This is a genomic window from Microbacterium sp. NPDC087592 (assembly GCF_044743585.1).
Classification (GTDB): domain Bacteria; phylum Actinomycetota; class Actinomycetes; order Actinomycetales; family Microbacteriaceae; genus Microbacterium.
In genome coordinates this window covers 2,586,183-2,604,606 of record NZ_JBIUWT010000001.1, presented here as the reverse complement: position 1 = coordinate 2,604,606, position 18,424 = coordinate 2,586,183, and the positions used below count along the sequence as shown (strand labels likewise).

General features: G+C 68.3%; 18 protein-coding genes. 10 read left to right on the top strand and 8 right to left on the bottom strand.

Going from position 1 to position 18,424, the window contains the following annotated elements; all coding sequences use genetic code 11:
• Positions 1-54: 54 nt before the first annotated feature.
• Together ACIOTO_RS12610 and ACIOTO_RS12605 are read right to left on the bottom strand one after the other, a co-directional pair.
• The gene (locus ACIOTO_RS12610; RefSeq protein ID WP_029262768.1) at positions 55-738 is read right to left on the bottom strand and encodes a response regulator transcription factor; all 684 of its coding nucleotides are present in this window, start codon (positions 736-738) and stop codon (positions 55-57) included.
• On the bottom strand, positions 735-1,958 hold the full coding sequence (locus ACIOTO_RS12605) for a cell wall metabolism sensor histidine kinase WalK (RefSeq protein ID WP_029262769.1): 1,224 nt from the start codon (positions 1,956-1,958) through the stop codon (positions 735-737). Before ACIOTO_RS12605 ends, ACIOTO_RS12610 begins: the two co-directional genes overlap by 4 nt.
• Positions 1,959-2,174: 216 nt before the next feature.
• Here ACIOTO_RS12605 and phoU point away from each other — a divergent pair, with 216 nt between their 5' ends.
• Positions 2,175-2,885: a phosphate signaling complex protein PhoU gene (gene phoU, locus ACIOTO_RS12600; RefSeq protein WP_029262770.1), complete on the top strand. Its 711-nt coding sequence runs from the start codon at positions 2,175-2,177 to the stop codon at positions 2,883-2,885.
• Between the two features lie 66 nt (positions 2,886-2,951).
• Here phoU and ACIOTO_RS12595 read toward each other — a convergent pair whose 3' ends face one another.
• The gene (locus ACIOTO_RS12595) at positions 2,952-3,701 is read right to left on the bottom strand and encodes a phosphoglyceromutase (RefSeq protein WP_021199094.1); all 750 of its coding nucleotides are present in this window, start codon (positions 3,699-3,701) and stop codon (positions 2,952-2,954) included.
• Between the two features lie 60 nt (positions 3,702-3,761).
• Between ACIOTO_RS12595 and ACIOTO_RS12590 the strand changes: the two genes are divergently transcribed.
• Together ACIOTO_RS12590 and ACIOTO_RS12585 are read left to right on the top strand one after the other, a co-directional pair.
• A complete protein-coding gene (locus ACIOTO_RS12590; protein ID WP_400858033.1) occupies positions 3,762-4,580 on the top strand; it encodes a class I SAM-dependent methyltransferase in 819 nt (272 codons plus the stop codon).
• Between the two features lie 143 nt (positions 4,581-4,723).
• Complete coding sequence (locus ACIOTO_RS12585) at positions 4,724-6,241, top strand: amino acid permease (protein WP_400858032.1); 1,518 nt, start codon at positions 4,724-4,726, stop codon at positions 6,239-6,241.
• An 18-nt stretch (positions 6,242-6,259) separates the two neighbouring features.
• Here the strand turns inward: ACIOTO_RS12585 and ACIOTO_RS12580 are convergent, their stop codons facing one another.
• The 3 genes from ACIOTO_RS12580 to ACIOTO_RS12570 all read right to left on the bottom strand — a co-directional run bounded on the left by ACIOTO_RS12580 (position 6,260) and on the right by ACIOTO_RS12570 (position 8,435).
• A complete protein-coding gene (locus ACIOTO_RS12580; RefSeq protein WP_400858031.1) occupies positions 6,260-7,390 on the bottom strand; it encodes a YgfZ/GcvT domain-containing protein in 1,131 nt (376 codons plus the stop codon).
• Position 7,391: 1 nt separating this feature from the next.
• On the bottom strand, positions 7,392-7,994 hold the full coding sequence (locus ACIOTO_RS12575; RefSeq protein ID WP_029262774.1) for an FABP family protein: 603 nt from the start codon (positions 7,992-7,994) through the stop codon (positions 7,392-7,394).
• Between the two features lie 150 nt (positions 7,995-8,144).
• A complete protein-coding gene (locus tag ACIOTO_RS12570) occupies positions 8,145-8,435 on the bottom strand; it encodes a hypothetical protein (protein ID WP_400858030.1) in 291 nt (96 codons plus the stop codon).
• Between the two features lie 73 nt (positions 8,436-8,508).
• On the opposite strand from ACIOTO_RS12570, the gene ACIOTO_RS12565 reads away from it, so the two are divergent.
• The 7 genes from ACIOTO_RS12565 to pstB all read left to right on the top strand — a co-directional run bounded on the left by ACIOTO_RS12565 (position 8,509) and on the right by pstB (position 16,641).
• Positions 8,509-9,192, top strand: coding sequence for a response regulator transcription factor (locus tag ACIOTO_RS12565; RefSeq protein ID WP_029262776.1), 684 nt, complete (start codon positions 8,509-8,511; stop codon positions 9,190-9,192).
• 51 nt (positions 9,193-9,243) lie between these two features.
• Positions 9,244-11,409 (top strand): RNA degradosome polyphosphate kinase, encoded by a 2,166-nt coding sequence (locus ACIOTO_RS12560; protein WP_029262777.1) that lies wholly within the window; start codon positions 9,244-9,246, stop codon positions 11,407-11,409.
• Positions 11,406-12,395 (top strand): NUDIX domain-containing protein, encoded by a 990-nt coding sequence (locus ACIOTO_RS12555; protein ID WP_372469226.1) that lies wholly within the window; start codon positions 11,406-11,408, stop codon positions 12,393-12,395. The genes ACIOTO_RS12560 and ACIOTO_RS12555 overlap by 4 nt, the downstream gene beginning before the upstream one ends.
• A 151-nt stretch (positions 12,396-12,546) precedes the next feature.
• Positions 12,547-13,647 carry a phosphate ABC transporter substrate-binding protein PstS gene (locus tag ACIOTO_RS12550; protein ID WP_262001249.1) on the top strand — a complete coding sequence of 367 codons (1,101 nt, stop codon included), beginning with the start codon at positions 12,547-12,549 and terminating at the stop codon, positions 13,645-13,647.
• Between the two features lie 105 nt (positions 13,648-13,752).
• A complete protein-coding gene (pstC, locus tag ACIOTO_RS12545) occupies positions 13,753-14,730 on the top strand; it encodes a phosphate ABC transporter permease subunit PstC (RefSeq protein WP_051662330.1) in 978 nt (325 codons plus the stop codon).
• 1 nt (position 14,731) lies between these two features.
• On the top strand, positions 14,732-15,832 hold the full coding sequence (gene pstA, locus ACIOTO_RS12540) for a phosphate ABC transporter permease PstA (RefSeq protein ID WP_400858029.1): 1,101 nt from the start codon (positions 14,732-14,734) through the stop codon (positions 15,830-15,832).
• A 29-nt stretch (positions 15,833-15,861) separates the two neighbouring features.
• Positions 15,862-16,641, top strand: coding sequence for a phosphate ABC transporter ATP-binding protein PstB (gene pstB / locus ACIOTO_RS12535; protein ID WP_029262782.1), 780 nt, complete (start codon positions 15,862-15,864; stop codon positions 16,639-16,641).
• Positions 16,642-16,714: 73 nt separating this feature from the next.
• On the opposite strand, the gene ACIOTO_RS12530 is transcribed toward pstB, so the two are convergent.
• Together ACIOTO_RS12530 and ACIOTO_RS12525 are read right to left on the bottom strand one after the other, a co-directional pair.
• On the bottom strand, positions 16,715-17,599 hold the full coding sequence (locus ACIOTO_RS12530) for an aminodeoxychorismate lyase (protein WP_372469224.1): 885 nt from the start codon (positions 17,597-17,599) through the stop codon (positions 16,715-16,717).
• 189 nt (positions 17,600-17,788) lie between these two features.
• Complete coding sequence (locus tag ACIOTO_RS12525) at positions 17,789-18,418, bottom strand: hypothetical protein (RefSeq protein WP_029262784.1); 630 nt, start codon at positions 18,416-18,418, stop codon at positions 17,789-17,791.
• Positions 18,419-18,424 lie beyond the last annotated feature (6 nt).

Sequence of the window (18,424 nt, the reverse complement as noted above, 5' to 3'; positions counted from 1 at the left end):
CGCACGGAACACGCAAGAGGCCGGCACCCCACGGGGCGCCGGCCTCTTCGGTGTTCAGCCCTCGAAGCGGTATCCGAGACCCCGCACGGTGACGAGCATCACGGGTTCGCTCGGGTTCTCCTCGATGCGGGAGCGGATGCGCTTGATGTGCACGTCGAGCGTCTTCGTGTCACCGAAGTAGTCGCTCCCCCAGACCCGATCGATCAGCTGGCCGCGCGTGAGCACTCGACCCGAGTTGCGCATGAGGACCTCGAGGAGCTCGAACTCCTTCAGGGGCATGTTGATCTGTTCACCGGCGACCGAGACGGTGTGCCGGTCGATGTCGAGCGAGACCCTGCCGCCGTCGAGCACACGCTCGTCGAGTTCGCTGTCGGCCTGCACCACCCGCCGCAGCACGGCGCGCATGCGGGCGAGCAGCTCGCGGGACGAGTAGGGCTTCGTGATGTAGTCGTCCGCCCCGAGCTCGAGTCCCACCACGATGTCGACCTCGGAGTCCTTGGCCGTGAGCATGATGATCGGCACCGCCGAGGTCGAGCGAATCTGCCGGCACACCTCGGTGCCGGGCATCCCGGGCAGCATCAGGTCGAGCAGCACGATGTCGGCGCCCCGCTCCCGGAAAGCCGCGAGCGCGCCGGGGCCGTCCTCCGCGATCTCCACCTCGTACCCCTCACGTCGCAGCAGGTACGCGAGCGGGTCGGCGAGGTCGGGCTCGTCTTCGACGAGAAGGATTCGGGTCATGCTCTCTCTCCGTTTCGAACGCGCGCGGATGCCGCAGCCTTGGCCGCTTTGCGCGCACGCTTCTTCTTGCTCTTCTTGCCCGTGTCGGCGTGATCGGGGGCATCGATCCGAGGAAGTCGGATCGTGAAGGTGGATCCTCGGCCGGGGCGCGACCACAGCCGCACCTCCCCGCCGTGGCGCTGCGTGGCGTGCTTGACGATGGAGAGCCCGAGTCCGGTGCCTCCCGTACGCCGGGAACGGGCCTCATCGGCCCGGTAGAAACGCTCGAAGATGCGCTCCCGATCGGCCTCGGCGATCCCGATGCCCTGGTCGGAGACGGCGATCTCGACCACGCCGTCCTCCGCCCGGACGCCGACTCCCACGCGCGAACCGCGGGGCGAGTAGACGATGGCGTTCGCGATCAGATTACCGACGGCCTCGATCAGGATCTGTGCGTCACCGCGCACCCAGACGCCGCGGTCGCCTCCCCTGGCGAGCTCCACGCCCGCGGAGTCGGCCTGCACGACATGGGCTTCGATGGAGGCGGCGATGACCTCGTCGATCGCGACCGGTCCCACCTTGGTCAGACCGTCTTCGGCCTGGAGCCGGGAGAGGCTCATGATGCGTCCGGTGAGCTGTCCGAGCCGACCCGCCTCCGCCGAGATCCGGGCGGCGAAGATGCGCACCTGCGCCGGGTCATCGGCCGCGGACTCGATCGCTTCGGCGAGGAGGCTCACCGCACCCACCGGTGTCTTCAGTTCGTGGCTCGTGTTCGCGACGAAGTCCCGACGCATCTGATCGAGCCGCTCCTGCTCCGTGACGTCGCGGATGATCAACAGGACCAGGCGGGTGCCGATCGCGCTCGCACGAGCCGAGACGAGTCGCGGATCGAGGCTCAGTCCGCCTCGCGTGATGCGCATCGATTCGGTGGCCGTGCCGCCGGCCGTCCTGACCCCGCGTACCAGCTGACGCAGCTCCGGATTGTCGAGCGTCGAGCCGACCTCGATCCCGAACCTGCTCGCAGCGTCCGACGCCGCGAGCACCAGCCCCGACGTGTCGACCACTCCCGCCGCGTCGTCCATGCTGTGCAGCACATCGGTGATGCCGGGAGGGATCGCCAGCGACGTCTCTTCCTGAACCCGGGCCCGCGCCCGATAGGCCCACACCACGAGCAGGGAGAGGCCGACGCCGATCACCAGCCCGATGGCGAGCGAAGACAGCGCGAGCTGCGGCAAGGTCATGTCATAAGCGTAGAGTGCGTTCACCGTCCGTCCGGCGGGTTTCCGCGCCCTGGGGGGAACAGGAGAAGTACTATTCACGTGCTGGGCACCGTTCGTTAACCTTCGAAGCAGACAATCGCTTCGGGCTTGTGCGGGAGCACAGACCTGCTCCTGTGCGGACGACCCGCCTTCTCGCGCTGACTCAGCCGAGATCCGAATGAAAGGTTGCGCCCCAACATGCGCGAAGTCTTCCACCAGTCCCTCGAGGACCTCCAGAATCGCCTCGTCGAGATCGCCGACCTCGTCACGGTCTCCATCGACAAGGCCACCAGGGCTTTCGCCACCAGCGACGTGGCCCTCGCCGAAGAGGTCATCGCGGACGACGCGAAGATCGACGAGCTGGCCGTGGCCCTCGACGAGCAGGCCATCGAGATCCTCGCCCGCCAGCAGCCGGTCGCCCGCGACCTGCGCATCGTCGTCACAGCACTCCGCGTGAGCGCCTCACTCGAGCGCATGGGCGACATGTCCGAGCACATCGCCCAGCTCGCCCGACTCCGCTTCCCCGAGCGGGCCATCCCGAAGGGGCTCAAGGGCACCTTCGTGAAGATGGGCGAGCTCGATGTCGAGGTCGCGCGTACGCTCTCGGAGCTGCTGCGCACCCAGGACCTGCGTTTCGCCGACGCGATCCGCAACGCGGACGACGACGTCGACGAGCTGCACGCCACGGTCTTCGAGAAGGTGCTCAGCGACAACTGGAAGGGTGAGGCCACGGCCACCGTCGACGCGACGCTCGCCAGCCGCTACCACGAGCGCTTCGCCGACCACGCGGTGGCCGTCGCGAAGAAGGTCGTCTACCTCGCCACCGGCGACTGGGCGGTCGAGGAGGAGGACATTCCCCTCGCCGTCGAACAGCAGGAACTCGAGCAGCAAGAGTTCGGGCACGCCTGACCCGCGCCCCGGAAGGACGAAGCCCCCGATGCGGTCGCATCGGGGGCTTCGTCCTTCCGGAGGCTCTTACTTCTTGCCCTGGGCCGCGACGGCGGCGGCACCGGCAGCAGCAGCCTCCGGGTCGAGGTAGCGACCGGGGCCGGTGGGCACGTTGTTCTCGTCCAGCTCGTAGACCAGCGGGATGCCGGTCGGGATGTTCAGCTCGGCGATGTCGTCGTCGCTGATGCCCTCGAGGTGCTTCACGAGACCCCGGAGCGAGTTGCCGTGCGCCGTGACGAGCACGGTCTTGCCGGCCTCGAGGTCGGGCACGATGGCGCTCTCCCAGTACGGAAGCAGACGGTCGATGACGAGTTTGAGCGACTCGGTGCGCGGCACCTCGCCGTCGATGCCCGCGTAGCGGACGTCGTTCACCTGGCTGAACTCGCTCTCGTCGTCGAGCACGGGCGGCGGCACGTCGAACGAGCGGCGCCAGAGCTGGAACTGCTCGGGACCGAACTCCTCGAGCGTCTGCGCCTTGTCCTTGCCCTGCAGAGCACCGTAGTGGCGCTCGTTGAGCCGCCAGGACCGGGTCACCGGGATCCACAGACGATCGGCGGCGTCGAGCGCGATGTTCGCCGTCTGGATCGCACGGCTCAGCAGCGAGGTGTGCAGCACATCGGGGAGGATGCCGGACTCGGCGAGCAGCTCGCCGCCGCGGCGTGCCTCCTTCTCGCCCTGCGCGTTGAGGCGGACGTCCACCCAACCGGTGAACAGGTTCAGTTCGTTCCATTCGCTCCGGCCGTGGCGGAGCAGGATGAGGGTGCGCGTCGCAGTCATGTCGCCAGTTTATCCGTGGCCGGCGCCGACGCTCGATTCGGATGCTGGGAGGATGGAGACATGGCGTCATCTCCCCTCGGCCGGCCGACCCGCGGCACCACGGGGACGAACCGTCTGCGGCGGAACGACCGCTGGATCGCCGCGAGCGATGCCCTGCGCCGAGCATCCGATCCACTGGTCGTCGATCTGGGCTACGGCGCCAGCGGCGTCACGGCATTCGAACTCGCGACGCGTCTGGTCCGGGTGCGCGACGACGTCGAGGTGCGCGGCCTCGAGATCGATCCGGTGCGCGTGGCCACGGCCGATGCCCAGCTCGCCGAGGTCCGAGCGGGGCACACACCCTTCGCGGCCGACCTGCCGGTCTCGTTCGCGCGAGGCGGCTTCGAGGTCCCCCTCCCCGGCGGACGACGAGCCGCGGTGATCCGCGCCATGAACGTGCTGCGCCAGTACGACGAAGGGGATGTCCCCGACGCGTGGGGCCGGATGGCGTCACGGCTAGCCCCCGGCGGCCTGCTGTTCGAGGGAACCTGCGATGAGATCGGCCGCGTCTCGAGCTGGATCGATGTCGATGCGCACGCCGTGCCACTGCGCTTCACGATCTCGCTGCGGCTCGCCGACCTCGAGAGGCCGAGCATCGTCGCGGAACGGCTGCCGAAGGCGCTCATCCACCGCAACATCCCGGGGGAACGCATCCACGCACTGCTGGTCGAGCTCGACCGCGAGTGGGAGCGGGCCGCCCCCCTGTCGACGTTCGGTGCCACACAGCGCTTCCTCGCCGCGGTGGGGGCTCTTCGCGCGCAGGGGTGGCCGGTGCTCGGCGGACGGACGCGCTGGCGGCTGGGCGAGCTCACGCTGCCGTGGGCGGCCGTCGCTCCCTGAGCAAACCGCTGCCGGATGTGGTCATGCGGCATTCCGGTGAGCACACTGTGGCCCCACAGCAACATGTAACGTGTTAGCTGGCGTTCGCATGCGCCGAGGTCGGCAGCACAGTGGCTGCGGAACTCCGAGGACAGGAGATGTGAATGGCGATCACCGATCCCCCACGGGAGCACGATCCCGCGGCGGCACAGGAGAACAGGCGTGAGCGCCTCGGAGACGTCGCAACCGCAGTTCAGGACTTCTCGCATGAGCAGAGGGGATATCGCACCGCCCTGAAACCGCGACACCTGCAGATGATCGCGCTCGGGGGCGCGATCGGCACCGGGCTCTTCATGGGCGCAGGGGGACGATTGCACTCCGCGGGGCCCCTGCTCGCGGTGTCGTACCTGGTGTGCGGTGTCTTCGCATTCTTCATCCTCCGAGCTCTCGGTGAGCTCGTGATCCATAGGCCATCGTCGGGGTCCTTTATCTCGTATGCGCGGGAGTTCTACGGGGAGAAACTGGCGTTCGCGGCAGGCTGGCTCTACCTGCTCAATTGGGGCATGGTGGCGATCGTCGACTCCACGGCCGTCGCCTTGTACGTGCACTACTGGTCGGTCTTCGACGTGCTTCCGCAATGGCTTCTCGCTCTGATCGCGCTCATCGTCGTGGTCGGACTCAACCTCGTCTCCGTGCGACTGTTCGGCGAGATGGAGTTCTGGTTCTCGATCGTGAAGGTCGCAGCGCTCACGCTGTTCCTCGTCCTGGGGATCGTGTTCCTCGCTGCCGGCTGGAAGACGGATCAAGGCGCGACGGGGCTGACGATGCTCGCCGAACACAACGGCTTCGTGCCGGAAGGAGTGCTCCCCGCGGTCATCGTGATGCAGGGAGTCGTGTTCGCGTATGCGTCGATCGAACTTGTGGGCACCGCTGCCGGCGAGACAGAGAACCCCGAGAAGCTCATGCCCCGCGCCGTGAACTCGGTCATCCTCCGCATCGGAGTCTTCTACGTCGGCTCCGTGCTGCTGCTCGCGCTCCTGCTGCCGTACACCGTCTACCAGGCCGGCGAGAGCCCCTTCGTGACGTTCTTCTCACACGTCGGCGGGCCCGAGGTCGGCGCCGTGGCCGGCAGCATCATGAACTTCGTCGTCATCACCGCCGCCGTCTCGGGCCTCAACGCCGGCCTGTACTCCACGGGCCGGGTCTTCCATTCGCTCGCCGCCTCCGGGGCCGCCCCGGCGGTGGCCGGCCGGATGAGCAAGCGTGGCGTTCCCGTCGCCGGCATCGTCTTCACCGGGCTGTTCGCTCTCGGGGGTGTGCTTCTGAACGCGGTCGTACCCGAGGATGCCTTCGAGATCGTGCTGAACATGTCGGCGCTCGGGATCATCGCCGCGTGGGCGACGATCATCCTCTGCCAGCTCCAGCTGCATCGACTCGCGAAGCAGGGTCGGCTCGAGCGCCCGGCGTTCCGACTGTTCGGCGCGCCCTTCACGTCCTACCTCACGCTCGCCTTCCTCGCGGCGGTCATCGTCCTCATGGCGTTCGACTACCCGACCGGGACCTGGACCGTCGCCAGTCTGGTCGTCATTATCCCCGCACTCATCGCCGGGTGGCTCGTGGCCCGACCGAGGATTCAGCAGCTCGCGGCGCTCCGCGCCACGGAAGGACATCACGCCGAGTAGCGCGCGACGCCCATCGCATCAGGACGCAGCAGGGGCGTCGCGCGGATCGGGCGCAGACGGACGACGAGACAGTCGAGTGAGGCGCGGGACGTCGGCCGTGGCACCGGCATCCGCCGGCACGATCACCTGCTGGGACGCCGCGATGTCGATGCCGTCCGCGCGCACCACGAGGTCTCCGATCGGTGCGCGGCGCGAGAGGATGGCGAGCGCGATCGGCCCGTCTTCGTGGTGCCGCGCCACCGACGTGATGTGGCCGACCTCGTCATCCCCCGCGAACACCGTTGCTCCGGGCTCAGGAAGCACGGCGTCGCTGCCGTCGAGATGGAGCGCGGCCAATCGGCGCGGAGGATGTCCGAGGTTGTGCACCTTGGCGACCGTCTCCTGTCCGCGGTAGCAGCCCTTGTTCAGGTGCACGGCACTGCGGATCCAGTCGGACTCGTGCGGCAGCGAGCGCTCGTCGACCTCGGTGCTCCACCGCGGACGCCAGGCGGCGATGCGCAGCGCCTCGGCGGCGAGGAGCCCGGCGAGAGCATCGCGGTCGAGCGATGCGGCGAGCGCATCCGCCGCGTCCGCGCTCAGCATCGCGACCCGCCACGCGTAATCCGCAGCCGGATGCTCGGCGACCTCGGCGTACTGGTGCCCCCCACTGCTGATCCGCTGCCAGGGGTCGGCCCAGATCAGCGGGCTGCCGTTCGGCGCGAACGCTGCGGCGGATGCCGTCGGGGCCACCGCACCTCCGTCGATGTAGCCGATCAGCGCGAGGTCGGATCGCACGTCGACCGTGGCTTGCGTGCGGAACTTCATGCGGGTCAACCAGCCCGCGAGTGCATCGGCATCGCCGGCGTCGGCAAGGAGCCAAGTGGATGTGCCGTCGTCGAGGACGCCGGCCGCGTGCTCCACGCGCCCCTGCGGGTCGAGCACCAGCAGCTCCGTGCTCTCGCCGGCAGCGAGACGGCCCACCGACTGCGAAGTGATCGAGTCGAGCCAAGTCAGCCGTTCCGGGCCCGAGACCTCGATGATCGTCCGGTCACCGAGTGGGGCGAGGGCCGCCCCCTCGGCGAGACGCCGCTGCTCGCGGAAGGCATCACCGAAGTGCATGATCCGATCGCCGTCGGACACGACACCGTCGAGCTCGCCGAAGCCCGACACGTCAGACCTTGGCCAGCCGGGCCGAGGCGTGCGAACGGAGCGGGGTGCCGAGGGCCGCGACATCCCATGCCCACAGCAGATGACCGTCGACCAGGCCGTACATGCGGGAGGAGGCGGTGTGCACCTTCGCACCGGCACTGCGGACCACGGCATCGGTGCCGATGTCGACGCGCGGTCCGTTGATCTCGCCTATGTAGAGCTCGAGTGCGCCGTCGGAGTGAGCGACCGACACCTCGATCGGGAAGCCGCCGCTGGGTGCGCGTAGCTCCTCGACATCGTCGACCGTGCGTGCGACGGGGGGAGCCAGGGGCGGGAGCAGTGCGGGACCCGGATCCGCCGGCGCGGCCGGGCGAGCGAGCCGCCAGAAACCGGTCTCGGCGAGAAGCGCAGTCGACGGTGCGCCGTCTTCCGCGAGGAAGGTCGCGGTGCCGGAGTAGTTGAGGAACGGGCCGCCGTCGTGGCTGAAGCTGACCCGGTGCGTGAACTCGCCCTGCAGACGCTCATCACCCACCGGATAGTCGATGACGCCCGTGCCCTCCCACACGCCGATCAACCACGCGAGCGGGGCGAGGTCGGCGGGAAGGTCGGTGGGGAGTTCGATCACGATCGCGTCAGCGCTGGCCGCGGAAGAGGTTGCGCAGCACCACTGCCGAGACGAAGACGATAGCGAGGCTCGCGAGGCCCAGCAGGCCGATGAAGAAGATTTCGAGCGCCATGAGGTCCATGTGCTCCACCTTACCGCGCCGGGCCGACGTCAGGACGGGATCAGTGCGGCCAACCCGAAACCGATCGAGATGAGGCCCATCAACAGCAGGGCGCCCGTGACGCTGCTCGCCACCCGGAAGATGAAACCCTGCGTGCGCCCGTACCAGAGCTGCACGGCGAACGAGAGCAGAACGACTCCGCCGAAGCCGACCAGCATCCAGGGCACGCGCCATTCCTCCGGCACGAAGATGCCGATCGCGACGGTGGCGACGAACGCCACCGCCCACACGACGATCACACCGACGAAAGCGTTGCGCGGTGCGAGTGCTGGTTCCGTCATGACACCATTGTTGCGCATCGGCTCCCGGTATCATGGCGGCACGGCGTCGATCGCCCGTCGGTGAGGAGTGCGCGTGGCCCTGGTCCTGGTTCTGACCAACGCTCCGCTCTCGGAGCAGGTCCTGCCCGCTCTCGAGTTGCTGAGCCATAAAGCGCGCCAGATTCCGGCGGAAACCGCGCAGCTGGTCAACGCCCCGGAGTATGACGTCGTGATCGTCGACGGTCGTCATGACCTGGTGGCGGCGAAGTCGTTGTGCCGCCTGCTGCGCGCCACCGGACAGGACGCGCCGCTGCTCCTCGTGGTCACCGAGGGAGGGATGAGTGCGCTCTCCGGCGACTGGGGCATCGATGACGTCCTGCTCGTCACCGCCGGCCCTGCCGAGATCGACGCACGACTGCGTCTCGCACTCGCGCGGCGAGATGACGTCGCCGAGCCCGCACGCGTACAGGCTTCCGGAGTCACGATCGATGAGCAGTCGTACTCGGCGAAGCTGCGCGGCAGACCGCTGGACCTCACCTACAAGGAGTTCCAGCTGCTGCACTTCCTCGCGACGCATCCTTCGCGCGTCTTCACCCGGGAGCAGCTGCTCAGCGAGGTGTGGGGCTACGACTACTTCGGCGGGACCCGCACCGTCGACGTGCATGTGCGACGACTCAGGGCGAAGCTCGGCGACCAGGAGCAGATCATCGGCACGGTGCGCAACGTCGGCTATCGCTTCAACGTCAACGAGGACGAGAGCATCGCCGCGGCCGGGTGAGGACGGACGCTGTTCACACGAGCGTCACCCGGCGGTGCTTAGATGTACCCCATGATCGATCCCGCACTCGCCGACGCCGGCCTCGGAGACGCCGAAGACGATGACTTCGACGCCATCGAGTCCCCCGACTCCCAGCTCCCGGACCACCGCTACCTGGATCGCGAGCTGAGCTGGCTCGCTTTCAACCAGCGCGTGCTGGAGCTCGCCGAGGATCCGTCGCTGCCCGAACTCGAACGGGCCAACTTCCTGGCGATCTTCGCCAGCAACCTCGACGAGTTCTTCATGGTGCGCGTGGCGGGTCTCAAGCGGCGCATCATGACCGGGCTCGCGGTGCCGACCAACATCGGCCGCTCCCCCGTCGACGCGCTCGCGGACATCTCCCGCGAGGCGCACGCCCTGCAGCTGCGCCACGCGGACGCATGGATCTCGCTGGTGCGCCCCGCCCTCGCCGAGTCCGGCGTGGAGATCACCGACTGGTCGGAGCTCACCGACGGCGAGCGCTCCGCGCTGTCCGAGTACTTCCAGGCCCAGGTCTTCCCCGTGCTGATGCCGCTGGCGGTCGACCCGGCGCACCCGTTCCCGTACATCTCCGGGCTCTCGCTGAACCTCGCGATCCGCATCCGCAACGCGCGGACCGGTCGGCAGGAGTTCGCGCGCCTCAAGGTGCCACCCATGCTCCCCCGCTTCGTGGAGGTACCCGGCGGCGGCGAGATCAAGCGCTTCCTGCGTCTGGAGGAGCTCATCGCGAACCACCTGGGCGACCTGTTCCCGGGCATGGAGGTGCTCGATCACCACGCGTTCCGACTCACGCGCAACGAAGACGTGGAAATCGAGGAAGACGAGAGCGAGAACCTGATCCAGGCGCTCGAGGCCGAGCTGCTCCGTCGCCGGTTCGGTCCGCCGATCCGCCTGGAGATCACCGACGACATGGATGACGTCACGATGGACCTGCTGGTCCGCGAACTCGACATCACCGACCTGGAGGTCTACCGCCTCCCCGGCCCGCTCGATCTGCGCGGCCTCTTCGACCTGTCCCGCATCGACCGACCCGACCTGCGGTATCCGCCGCACCTGCCCACCACGGCCGTGGCCTTCCAGCCCGCGGGATCGAGCAACCGCGCCGACATCTTCAAGGCGATCCGCAAGTCGGACGTGCTCGTGCACCACCCGTACGAGTCGTTCACGACCAGCGTCCAGGCGTTCCTCGAACAGGCCGCCCGTGACCCGCACGTGCTCGCCATCAAGCAGACGCTGTACCGCACATCGGGCGACAGCCCGGTCGTGCAGGCGCTGATCGACGCCGCGGAGGCCGGCAAGCAGGTGCTGGCACTCGTCGAGGTGAAAGCCCGATTCGACGAGGCCAACAACATCGTCTGGGCGCGCAAGCTCGAGAAGGCCGGCGTGCACGTGGTCTACGGACTCGTCGGGCTGAAGACGCACTGCAAGCTCGCGCTCGTCATCCGCGAGGAAGACGGCAAGCTCCAGCACTACTCCCACGTCGGCACCGGCAACTACAACCCGAAGACCAGCCGTATCTACGAGGACTTCGGCCTGTTCACCGCAGACGCGCAGGTCGGCAAAGATCTGACCCGACTCTTCAATGAGCTCAGCGGCTATGCCATCGAGAAGAAGTTCAAGAGGCTCCTGGTCGCCCCTCTGCACCTCCGGAAGGGCCTCGTCCGCCAGATCGACGCCGAACGCAAGAACGCCGAAGCGGGCGTGCCCGCGCACATCCGCATCAAGGTCAACTCGATGGTCGATGAGGAGATCATCGACGCGCTGTACCGCGCGAGTGCTGCGGGAGTGAAGGTCGACGTCTGGGTGCGCGGCATCTGCAGCCTGCGTACGGATCTCGACGGCATCAGCGACAACATCACCGTGCGCAGCATCCTCGGCCGCTACCTGGAGCATTCGCGGATCTTCGCGTTCGAGAACGGCGGCGACCCGCAGGTGTACATCGGCAGTGCAGACATGATGCACCGCAACCTCGACCGTCGCGTCGAAGCGCTGGTGCGGGTCACCGACCCCGCCCATCTGAAGGAGCTGCAGACGTTCTTCGACCTGGCGATGGATGCCGGGACGACCTCGTGGCACCTGGGTGCCGGTGGAGTCTGGGAGCGCCACGCCGAGGACGCGGACGGCAAGCCCCTGATCGACCTGCAGGATAAGACCATGGGGTTGATCCAGCGGCGTCGCCGCGCACGGGCGGTGCGATGACCGGGCGGCAGCTGCAGCTCCCACCCGACACCGCGAACGGGTCGAAGTGGGCGGACAAGGCCGTGTACGCGGCGGGAGCCGTCGTCTGGCGACTCGTCGACGGCAAGCTGCGCATCCTCCTGATCCACCGCACGAAGTACCGCGACGTCACGCTGCCCAAGGGCAAGGTCGACCCCGGAGAGATGCTCGCCGAGACCGCCGTCCGGGAGGTGCACGAAGAGACCGGCATCCGCGTCTCGCTCGGGGTGTCGGTCGGTGTGAGCCGGTATCACCTGGCGTCCCAGAAGCAGAAGGTCGTGCACTACTGGGCAGCGGAAGCGACGGACTCCGCCATCCGGGAGTCGACGTTCGTGCCCAACCGCGAGATCGCCGCGCTGGAGTGGGTCAGCGTGAAGAAGGCGCGCGCGCGGCTGAGCTACCCCGTCGACCTCGAGATCCTCGACTTCTTCGCCAACCTCGTCGACGACGGAGTGCTGCGCACCTTCCCCGTGATCGCGCTGCGGCATGCGAAGGCCACGCCCCGTTCGGAGTGGGACGGATCGGATGCCTCCCGGCCGCTCACCGAGCGCGGTCGAAAGCAGGCGAAGTCGATCGTGGGACCGCTGCGTGCCTTCGGAGTGCGCCGGATCGTGACGAGTGACGCGGTGCGCTGCGTCGAGACGATCACCCCGCTCGCCCGTGCACTCGATCGCAAGCCGGTGAAGACCGACAAGATGAGCCAGGACGCCTGGGAGGACGGCGAGTCCGATCTGCGCTCGGTCGTCGGACGCCGCATCCGCGCCGGCAAGCCGGCCGTGCTGTGCAGCCACGGCCCGGTGCTGCCCGGCCTGCTCTCGGAGATCGCGCTGGCCACCGGCACCATCCACGGGTCGTATCTCAGCAGCGCCGCAGACCTCGAGCCGGCCGCGTTCTCCGTCGTCCACCTCTCCGCCACGAATCCCGGATCGGGGATCATCGCGATCGAGACCCACGTCCCGAAGGTCTGACGCTTCCTTGATTTCTCGCGGGAGCGCCCCAGAGAGTCGCCCGTCGTTCACCTGCCGTTCACCTGCTCGGGAGAGTCTCGTTAACCGTCGCCCCTAGCGTCACTGTGTGCCCTGCACCGGGCCCCACCCATCAAAGATCGAAGGATCCACAGTGAAGATCTCCCGAATCGCACGAATCGGCGCCATCGGCGCCGTCGCCGCTCTCGCCCTCGCCGGCTGCGCCGCGAACGAAGGCGGCACCGGCTCGAGCGAGGCTCCTGCCGAGTCCACGCTCTCCGGCACCATCGACGCCACCGGCGCCTCCTCGCAGGCCGCCGCCCAGGAGGCCTGGGTCGCCGCGTTCCAGACCGCCAACCCCGACGTGACCGTCAACTACGAGCCCACGGGCTCCGGCACCGGTCGTGAGAACTTCCTCGAGGGCGGCAGCAACTTCATCGGCTCCGACCGCGCATTCAACGATGAGGAGATCGCCGCCGGCGGCTTCGGCGCCTGCACCACGGACGACATCGTCGAGGTCCCCCTCTACATCTCGCCCGTCGCCGTCGCCTTCAACCTCGAAGGCGTCGACGCCCTGAACCTGGATGCCGCCACCATCGCGGGCATCTTCGCGGGCACGATCACCAACTGGAACGCGCCGGAGATCGCCGCGCTGAACGACGGCGTCGAGCTCCCCGACCTGGCGATCTCGCCGGTGCACCGCTCCGACCCCTCGGGAACGCAGGAGACCTTCGCGAAGTACATGAGCGCGACGGCACCCGATGTCTGGACCTACGAGGTCTCCGACGAGTGGCCGATCCAGGGCGGCGAGGCCGCACAGGGCACCTCCGGCGTCAAGCAGGCCATCACGGCCGGCAACGGAGCCATCGGGTTCCTCGACGCATCGCAGGCCGATGGCCTCGGCCAGGTCGCCGTGGGCGTCGGCGAGGAATTCGTCCCGTACTCGGCGGAGGCCGCTTCGAAGCTCGTCGAGGGCTCGCCGCTGGCCGAGGGCCGCGGCGAGGCCGACCTCGTCTTCGACGTCGACCCGTCCGCCGCCGCGGACGGCGCCTACCCGATCGCCCTGGTCAGCTACCTCATCGGCTGCGAGCAGTACGAGGACAGCAACGTCGCGGGGCTCGTGAAGGAGTACTTCTCCTACATCGCGAGTGCCGAGGGCCAGGATGCCGCCGCGGAGAACGCCGGCAGCGCCCCGATCTCGGACGGCCTGCGCGAGCAGGTGCTGGCCGCGATCGACCTGATCCAGGTCGGCTGATCCAGCCGATCCACTGACAGCGGTGCCCCCGCGTCCCGACGGGGCGCGGGGGCACCTCCCGGTCAGTATCCGATCCACATCTACCCGGCCCGAAACAGGGAGATCATGAGCACGACCGCGCAGGCGCCCACACCGGCACCGGCCAAAGCGCCGCCCGCACCGATCAAGGCGAAGCAGCGACTCGGAGACCGGGTCTTCTCCGGCACCGCGCTCGGGGCGGGGATCATCATCCTCATCGTCCTCGCGCTCGTCGCCGCCTTCCTCTTCATCCAGAGCCTCCCGGCGTTCCAGCTCGACACCAGCGACAACCACATCCTCAAGGGCGAATCCTTCTGGGTGTACGTGTGGCCGCTGGTCTTCGGCACGCTCTGGGCCTCGTTCATCGCCCTGCTCATCGCCGCTCCGATCGCCATCGGCATCGCCCTGTTCATCTCGCACTACGCGCACCGGAGGCTCGCGGCCTTCCTCGGATACGTCATCGATCTGCTCGCCGCCGTGCCGTCCGTGGTGTTCGGCCTCTGGGGCGGGCTGGTGCTCGCTCCCCTGCTGCAGCCCATCTACGCCTGGCTGAACACGAACGCCTCCTGGGTCCCGTTCTTCGGCGGCCAGGTCTCGTCGACGGGCAAGACGATCCTCACCGCGGCCCTCGTGCTCGCGGTGATGTGCATCCCGATCATGACGGCCATCTGCCGCGAAGTCTTCCTGCAGACACCGAAGCTCCACGAAGAAGCGGCACTCGCCCTCGGCTCCACTCGCTGGGAGATGGTCCGTATGGCGGTTCTCCCCTTCGCCCGCGGTGGCATGGTGTCCGCCGCGATGCTGGCCCTGGGACGAGCACTCGGCGAGACCATGGCCGTGACCATGGTGCTCTCCCCCTCGGCCGTCGTCAGCTTCCTGGTGCTCACCGCCACCAACCCGACGCCGATCCCCGCCAACATCGCCCTGGCCTTCCCGGAGGCGCACGGCACCGGTGTCAACACGCTCATCGCCACCGGCCTCATCCTCTTCGTCGTGACCTTCGCGGTCAATGCGCTGGCGCGCTGGATCGTCGCGCGCCGCGCCGAGTTCTCGGGAGCGAACTGACATGACCACCCTCACCTCCGCTCCCCCCGCCTCGGCCAACGCTGCCTCGCTCACCTCCGGCAAGCTGCCGACGTGGGCGCCGTGGGCCCTGCTCGCGGCATCCTTCGCCATCTCCGCCGCGATCTTCGGGATCGCCGCCGCAGCCGCCGGGTCCAGCCTCGCCGACTTCAACATCGTCGGCACCGCGATCGTCGGCATCCTGCTCTACATGGTCATCATCACGGTGATCTCGTCGATCGCGGAGAGCCGTCGCAAAGCGATCGACCGACTGATGACGGCGCTCGTCGCCACCGCCTTCCTGATCGCCCTGCTTCCCCTCGTGTCGCTGCTGTGGACGGTCGTGGCCAACGGCGTCGAACGGTTCGATGCCGAGTTCTTCAGCTACTCGATGCGCAACGTCGTCGGTGAGGGTGGCGGCATCGTGCACGCCATCTGGGGCACGGTGCTCATCACCCTGACCGCCACCGTCATCTCGGTGCCGATCGGTCTGATGACCTCCATCTACCTCGTCGAATACGGCCGCGGCAAGATCGCCAAGGCCATCACGTTCTTCGTCGACGTGATGACCGGCATCCCGTCGATCGTCGCCGGTCTGTTCATCTACGCCGCGTTCGCCCTGATCTTCAAGCCCGGCATCTCGATGGGCTTCATGGGCGCCCTCGCCCTCGCCGTGCTGATGACACCGGTGGTCGTGCGCGGCAGCGAGGAACTGCTGCGGATCGTCCCGAACGAGCTCCGCGAGGCTTCCTACGCCCTGGGCGTTCCGAAGTGGCTGACCATCCTGAAGGTCGTACTGCCGACCTCGATCGCCGGCATCATGACCTCGGTCATGCTCGCGATCTCCCGCGTCATCGGCGAGACCGCGCCGCTGCTGCTCACCGCCGGCTTCACCCAGAGCATGAACCTGAACATCTTCAACGGTCAGATGATGACCCTGCCGGTGTTCGCCTACAACCAGTACATGAACCAGGGCACGAGCCCCGACGCCGCCGTCGCGCGCGCGTGGGCCGCCGCCCTCACCCTCATCCTCATCGTCATGGTCCTGAACCTGCTCGCGCGTCTCATCGCGAAGTGGTTCGCCCCGAAGGTCTCCGGCCGCTGAGCGCCCGACAACTCAGAACAGGAATCCACGTGTCCAAGAGCATCGAAGTCAACGACCTCAACGTCTACTACAGCAACTTCCTCGCCGTGGAGGGCGTCTCCCTCGACATCCAGCCGCGCAGCGTGACCGCCTTCATCGGCCCCTCGGGGTGCGGCAAGTCCACGTTCCTGCGCACCCTGAACCGCATGCACGAGGTTATCCCCGGCGCCCGCGTCGAAGGTGAGGTGCTGCTCGACGGCAAGGACCTCTACGGTCCCGGCGTCGACCCTGTGCTCGTGCGCCGTCAGGTCGGCATGGTGTTCCAGCGGCCGAACCCGTTCCCCACGATGTCGATCAAGGAGAACGTCCTCGCGGGCGTGAAGCTCAACAACACCCGGATGTCGAAGAGCGACCAGGACGCCCTGGTCGAGAAGTCACTCACCGGTGCGAACCTGTGGAATGAGGTCAAGGACCGGCTCGACCGCCCGGGATCCGGCCTGTCCGGCGGGCAGCAGCAGCGTCTGTGCATCGCCCGCGCGATCGCCGTTTCGCCCGAGGTGCTGTTGATGGACGAGCCGTGCTCGGCTCTCGACCCGATCTCGACCTACGCGATCGAGGAGCTGATCGGCGAGCTCAAGAACGAGTTCACGATCGTCATCGTCACGCACAACATGCAGCAGGCGTCCCGCGTGTCCGACAAGACGGCCTTCTTCAACATCGCCGGCACCGGCAAGCCGGGCAAGCTCATCGAGTACGACGACACGACGAGCATCTTCACCACCCCGTCCGTGCAGGCCACCGAGGACTACGTCTCCGGCCGCTTCGGGTGAGTCGAGGCTGACGGAAGAGGGTTCGGGAACTTCGGTTCTCGGACCCTCTCGCGTGTCGGCGACGCCTCGACGCTCAGTCGCGCGGGGAGAGCAGGTAGCGGTTCAGGTCGGCCGTGAGGGCCGCGTCGACCGGGAGCGAGACATCGTCGACGGCGGTGATGGCCGCAGCGAGGCGGACGCTCGACACGAGCCATGCAGCATCCGCCTGCGGGAGATCCGTCGCCGGGATGCGGTCGTAGCCGACGTCGAAACCCTGTGCCGCGAGATGGTCGTACACGCTGAGCTGGGTCGTGCCGTGCAGGATGCCGCCGTTCGGGGCGGGGGTGACGAAGCGGTCGCCGAACCGGAGGATCAGCGAAGCCGTCGGCGCCTCCAACACGAAGCCGTCGCTCGAGAGGAAGATCGCGTCGTCCGCCCCGCGCCGGTGCGCCTCACGAAGAGCAGCCATGTTCACGGCGTACGAGAGGGTCTTGGCGCCCAGCAGCAGCCACGGCGCCCGCTCGGCCGCGCCCAGGTCGTATCCGCGGTCGAGGGTGACGACGCGCACGCCCGTCTCCCGCACGGCGGAGAAGTCGGCTGCCGGCGCCGCCGTCACCCATGCCGTCGGCGTGGGCCCGTGCTCGACGCCGCGGCTGAGGATGAGCTTGATCACGGATTCGCCCGCACCGAGCTGTGCCGCGGCCCGGTCGATGGCCTGGCGCCACTGCGCGAGGTTCGGCACCGGAAGGTCGCACAGGCGTGCCGAGTGCGCGAGCCGCTCGAGGTGCGGGACGACCTCTTGCGCATGCCCGTCGACCACGCCGATCGACTCGAACACGCCGTCACCGCGCTGCGTGCTCAGCTCTCCCACGCTGAGCGCGGGGGCCGCGGCATCCACCTGCGTGAACGTGTCGGCGTAGTCGGAGCGCTGCTCCTCGGCGGGCACGGGATCGATCATGAGTGCGAAACGCCCGGTCATGATCCGAGCCTAGAGGGCGGGAATAGCCACCGCCGCATCGCGTTACAATTGAGTGGCCGGGCCGCATAACCCCGGGCTCCATTTTTCGCCGCTACGAGCGGCCTTCCGCCGAGAGGCGTTCTTGCGGCCCGGTCTTTTCTTTGTCCGGGCTCTATTCTGCAGGGCCGGCGGCCCGCCGGAGCGTGTCCGTCAGCTGAGAGCCCCCGTGCGCCACAGCACCGCTGCGGCCGCCAGATCCTGCGCATAGCTGCTGAGTCGCAGCGCTCGGGTGGTCAGTTCGCTGGCTCGCGCCGGTTCGGTGGGCTCGTAGTCGTCCGCCGAGTGGGTCGCCCCCGAAGCCTGCACCCGGCAGAACGCGGCGGCGCGGTCGAGAGCCACCGCGAAGTCCCCGCGGAACGCCCCGCGCAGGATCGTGTCGATCAGCGCGACGAGCTCGTCAGGGCTCGCCGGCACCGGAGCGCCGGCGATCACGACATCGGCCGAGGCCAGCTCCACCCGACCGCGGTCGTAGAGCAGCGCGGCCGTGCGGGCGTCGGCGTGGATCGCGAGCTGCAGCACGTACAGGCGCCACAGCGCGCCGGGAAGCGTGCGGGACGGAGCCTTCGACCACAGCTCCGCGATCTCGTCGATGCCGTGCTCGGAGGTGAATGCCACGAGCCGCTCCGCGCTGGCACCGCTCTCGTCCGCACGGACGCGCGTCAGCAGAGCGGATGCCGTGGCGTGTGCGACCCGCGTCTCTTCGGCGGGATCGTGCGCGCCGACGATGTTGTCGAAGGAGGAGGACGGTCGGCGCACAGGGCGGTGGTGCTGCTCAGGCATCCCTCC

Coding starts and splice junctions, on each gene's coding strand:
- ACIOTO_RS12610 (WP_029262768.1), bottom strand. CDS start 738: ATGACCCGAATCCTTCTCGTCGAAGACGAGCCCGACCTCGCCGACCCG.
- ACIOTO_RS12605 (WP_029262769.1), bottom strand. CDS start 1,958: ATGACCTTGCCGCAGCTCGCGCTGTCTTCGCTCGCCATCGGGCTGGTG.
- phoU (WP_029262770.1), top strand. CDS start 2,175: ATGCGCGAAGTCTTCCACCAGTCCCTCGAGGACCTCCAGAATCGCCTC.
- ACIOTO_RS12595 (WP_021199094.1), bottom strand. CDS start 3,701: ATGACTGCGACGCGCACCCTCATCCTGCTCCGCCACGGCCGGAGCGAA.
- ACIOTO_RS12590 (WP_400858033.1), top strand. CDS start 3,762: ATGGCGTCATCTCCCCTCGGCCGGCCGACCCGCGGCACCACGGGGACG.
- ACIOTO_RS12585 (WP_400858032.1), top strand. CDS start 4,724: ATGGCGATCACCGATCCCCCACGGGAGCACGATCCCGCGGCGGCACAG.
- ACIOTO_RS12570 (WP_400858030.1), bottom strand. CDS start 8,435: ATGACGGAACCAGCACTCGCACCGCGCAACGCTTTCGTCGGTGTGATC.
- ACIOTO_RS12560 (WP_029262777.1), top strand. CDS start 9,244: ATGATCGATCCCGCACTCGCCGACGCCGGCCTCGGAGACGCCGAAGAC.
- ACIOTO_RS12555 (WP_372469226.1), top strand. CDS start 11,406: ATGACCGGGCGGCAGCTGCAGCTCCCACCCGACACCGCGAACGGGTCG.
- pstC (WP_051662330.1), top strand. CDS start 13,753: ATGAGCACGACCGCGCAGGCGCCCACACCGGCACCGGCCAAAGCGCCG.
- pstA (WP_400858029.1), top strand. CDS start 14,732: ATGACCACCCTCACCTCCGCTCCCCCCGCCTCGGCCAACGCTGCCTCG.
- ACIOTO_RS12530 (WP_372469224.1), bottom strand. CDS start 17,599: ATGACCGGGCGTTTCGCACTCATGATCGATCCCGTGCCCGCCGAGGAG.
- ACIOTO_RS12525 (WP_029262784.1), bottom strand. CDS start 18,418: ATGCCTGAGCAGCACCACCGCCCTGTGCGCCGACCGTCCTCCTCCTTC.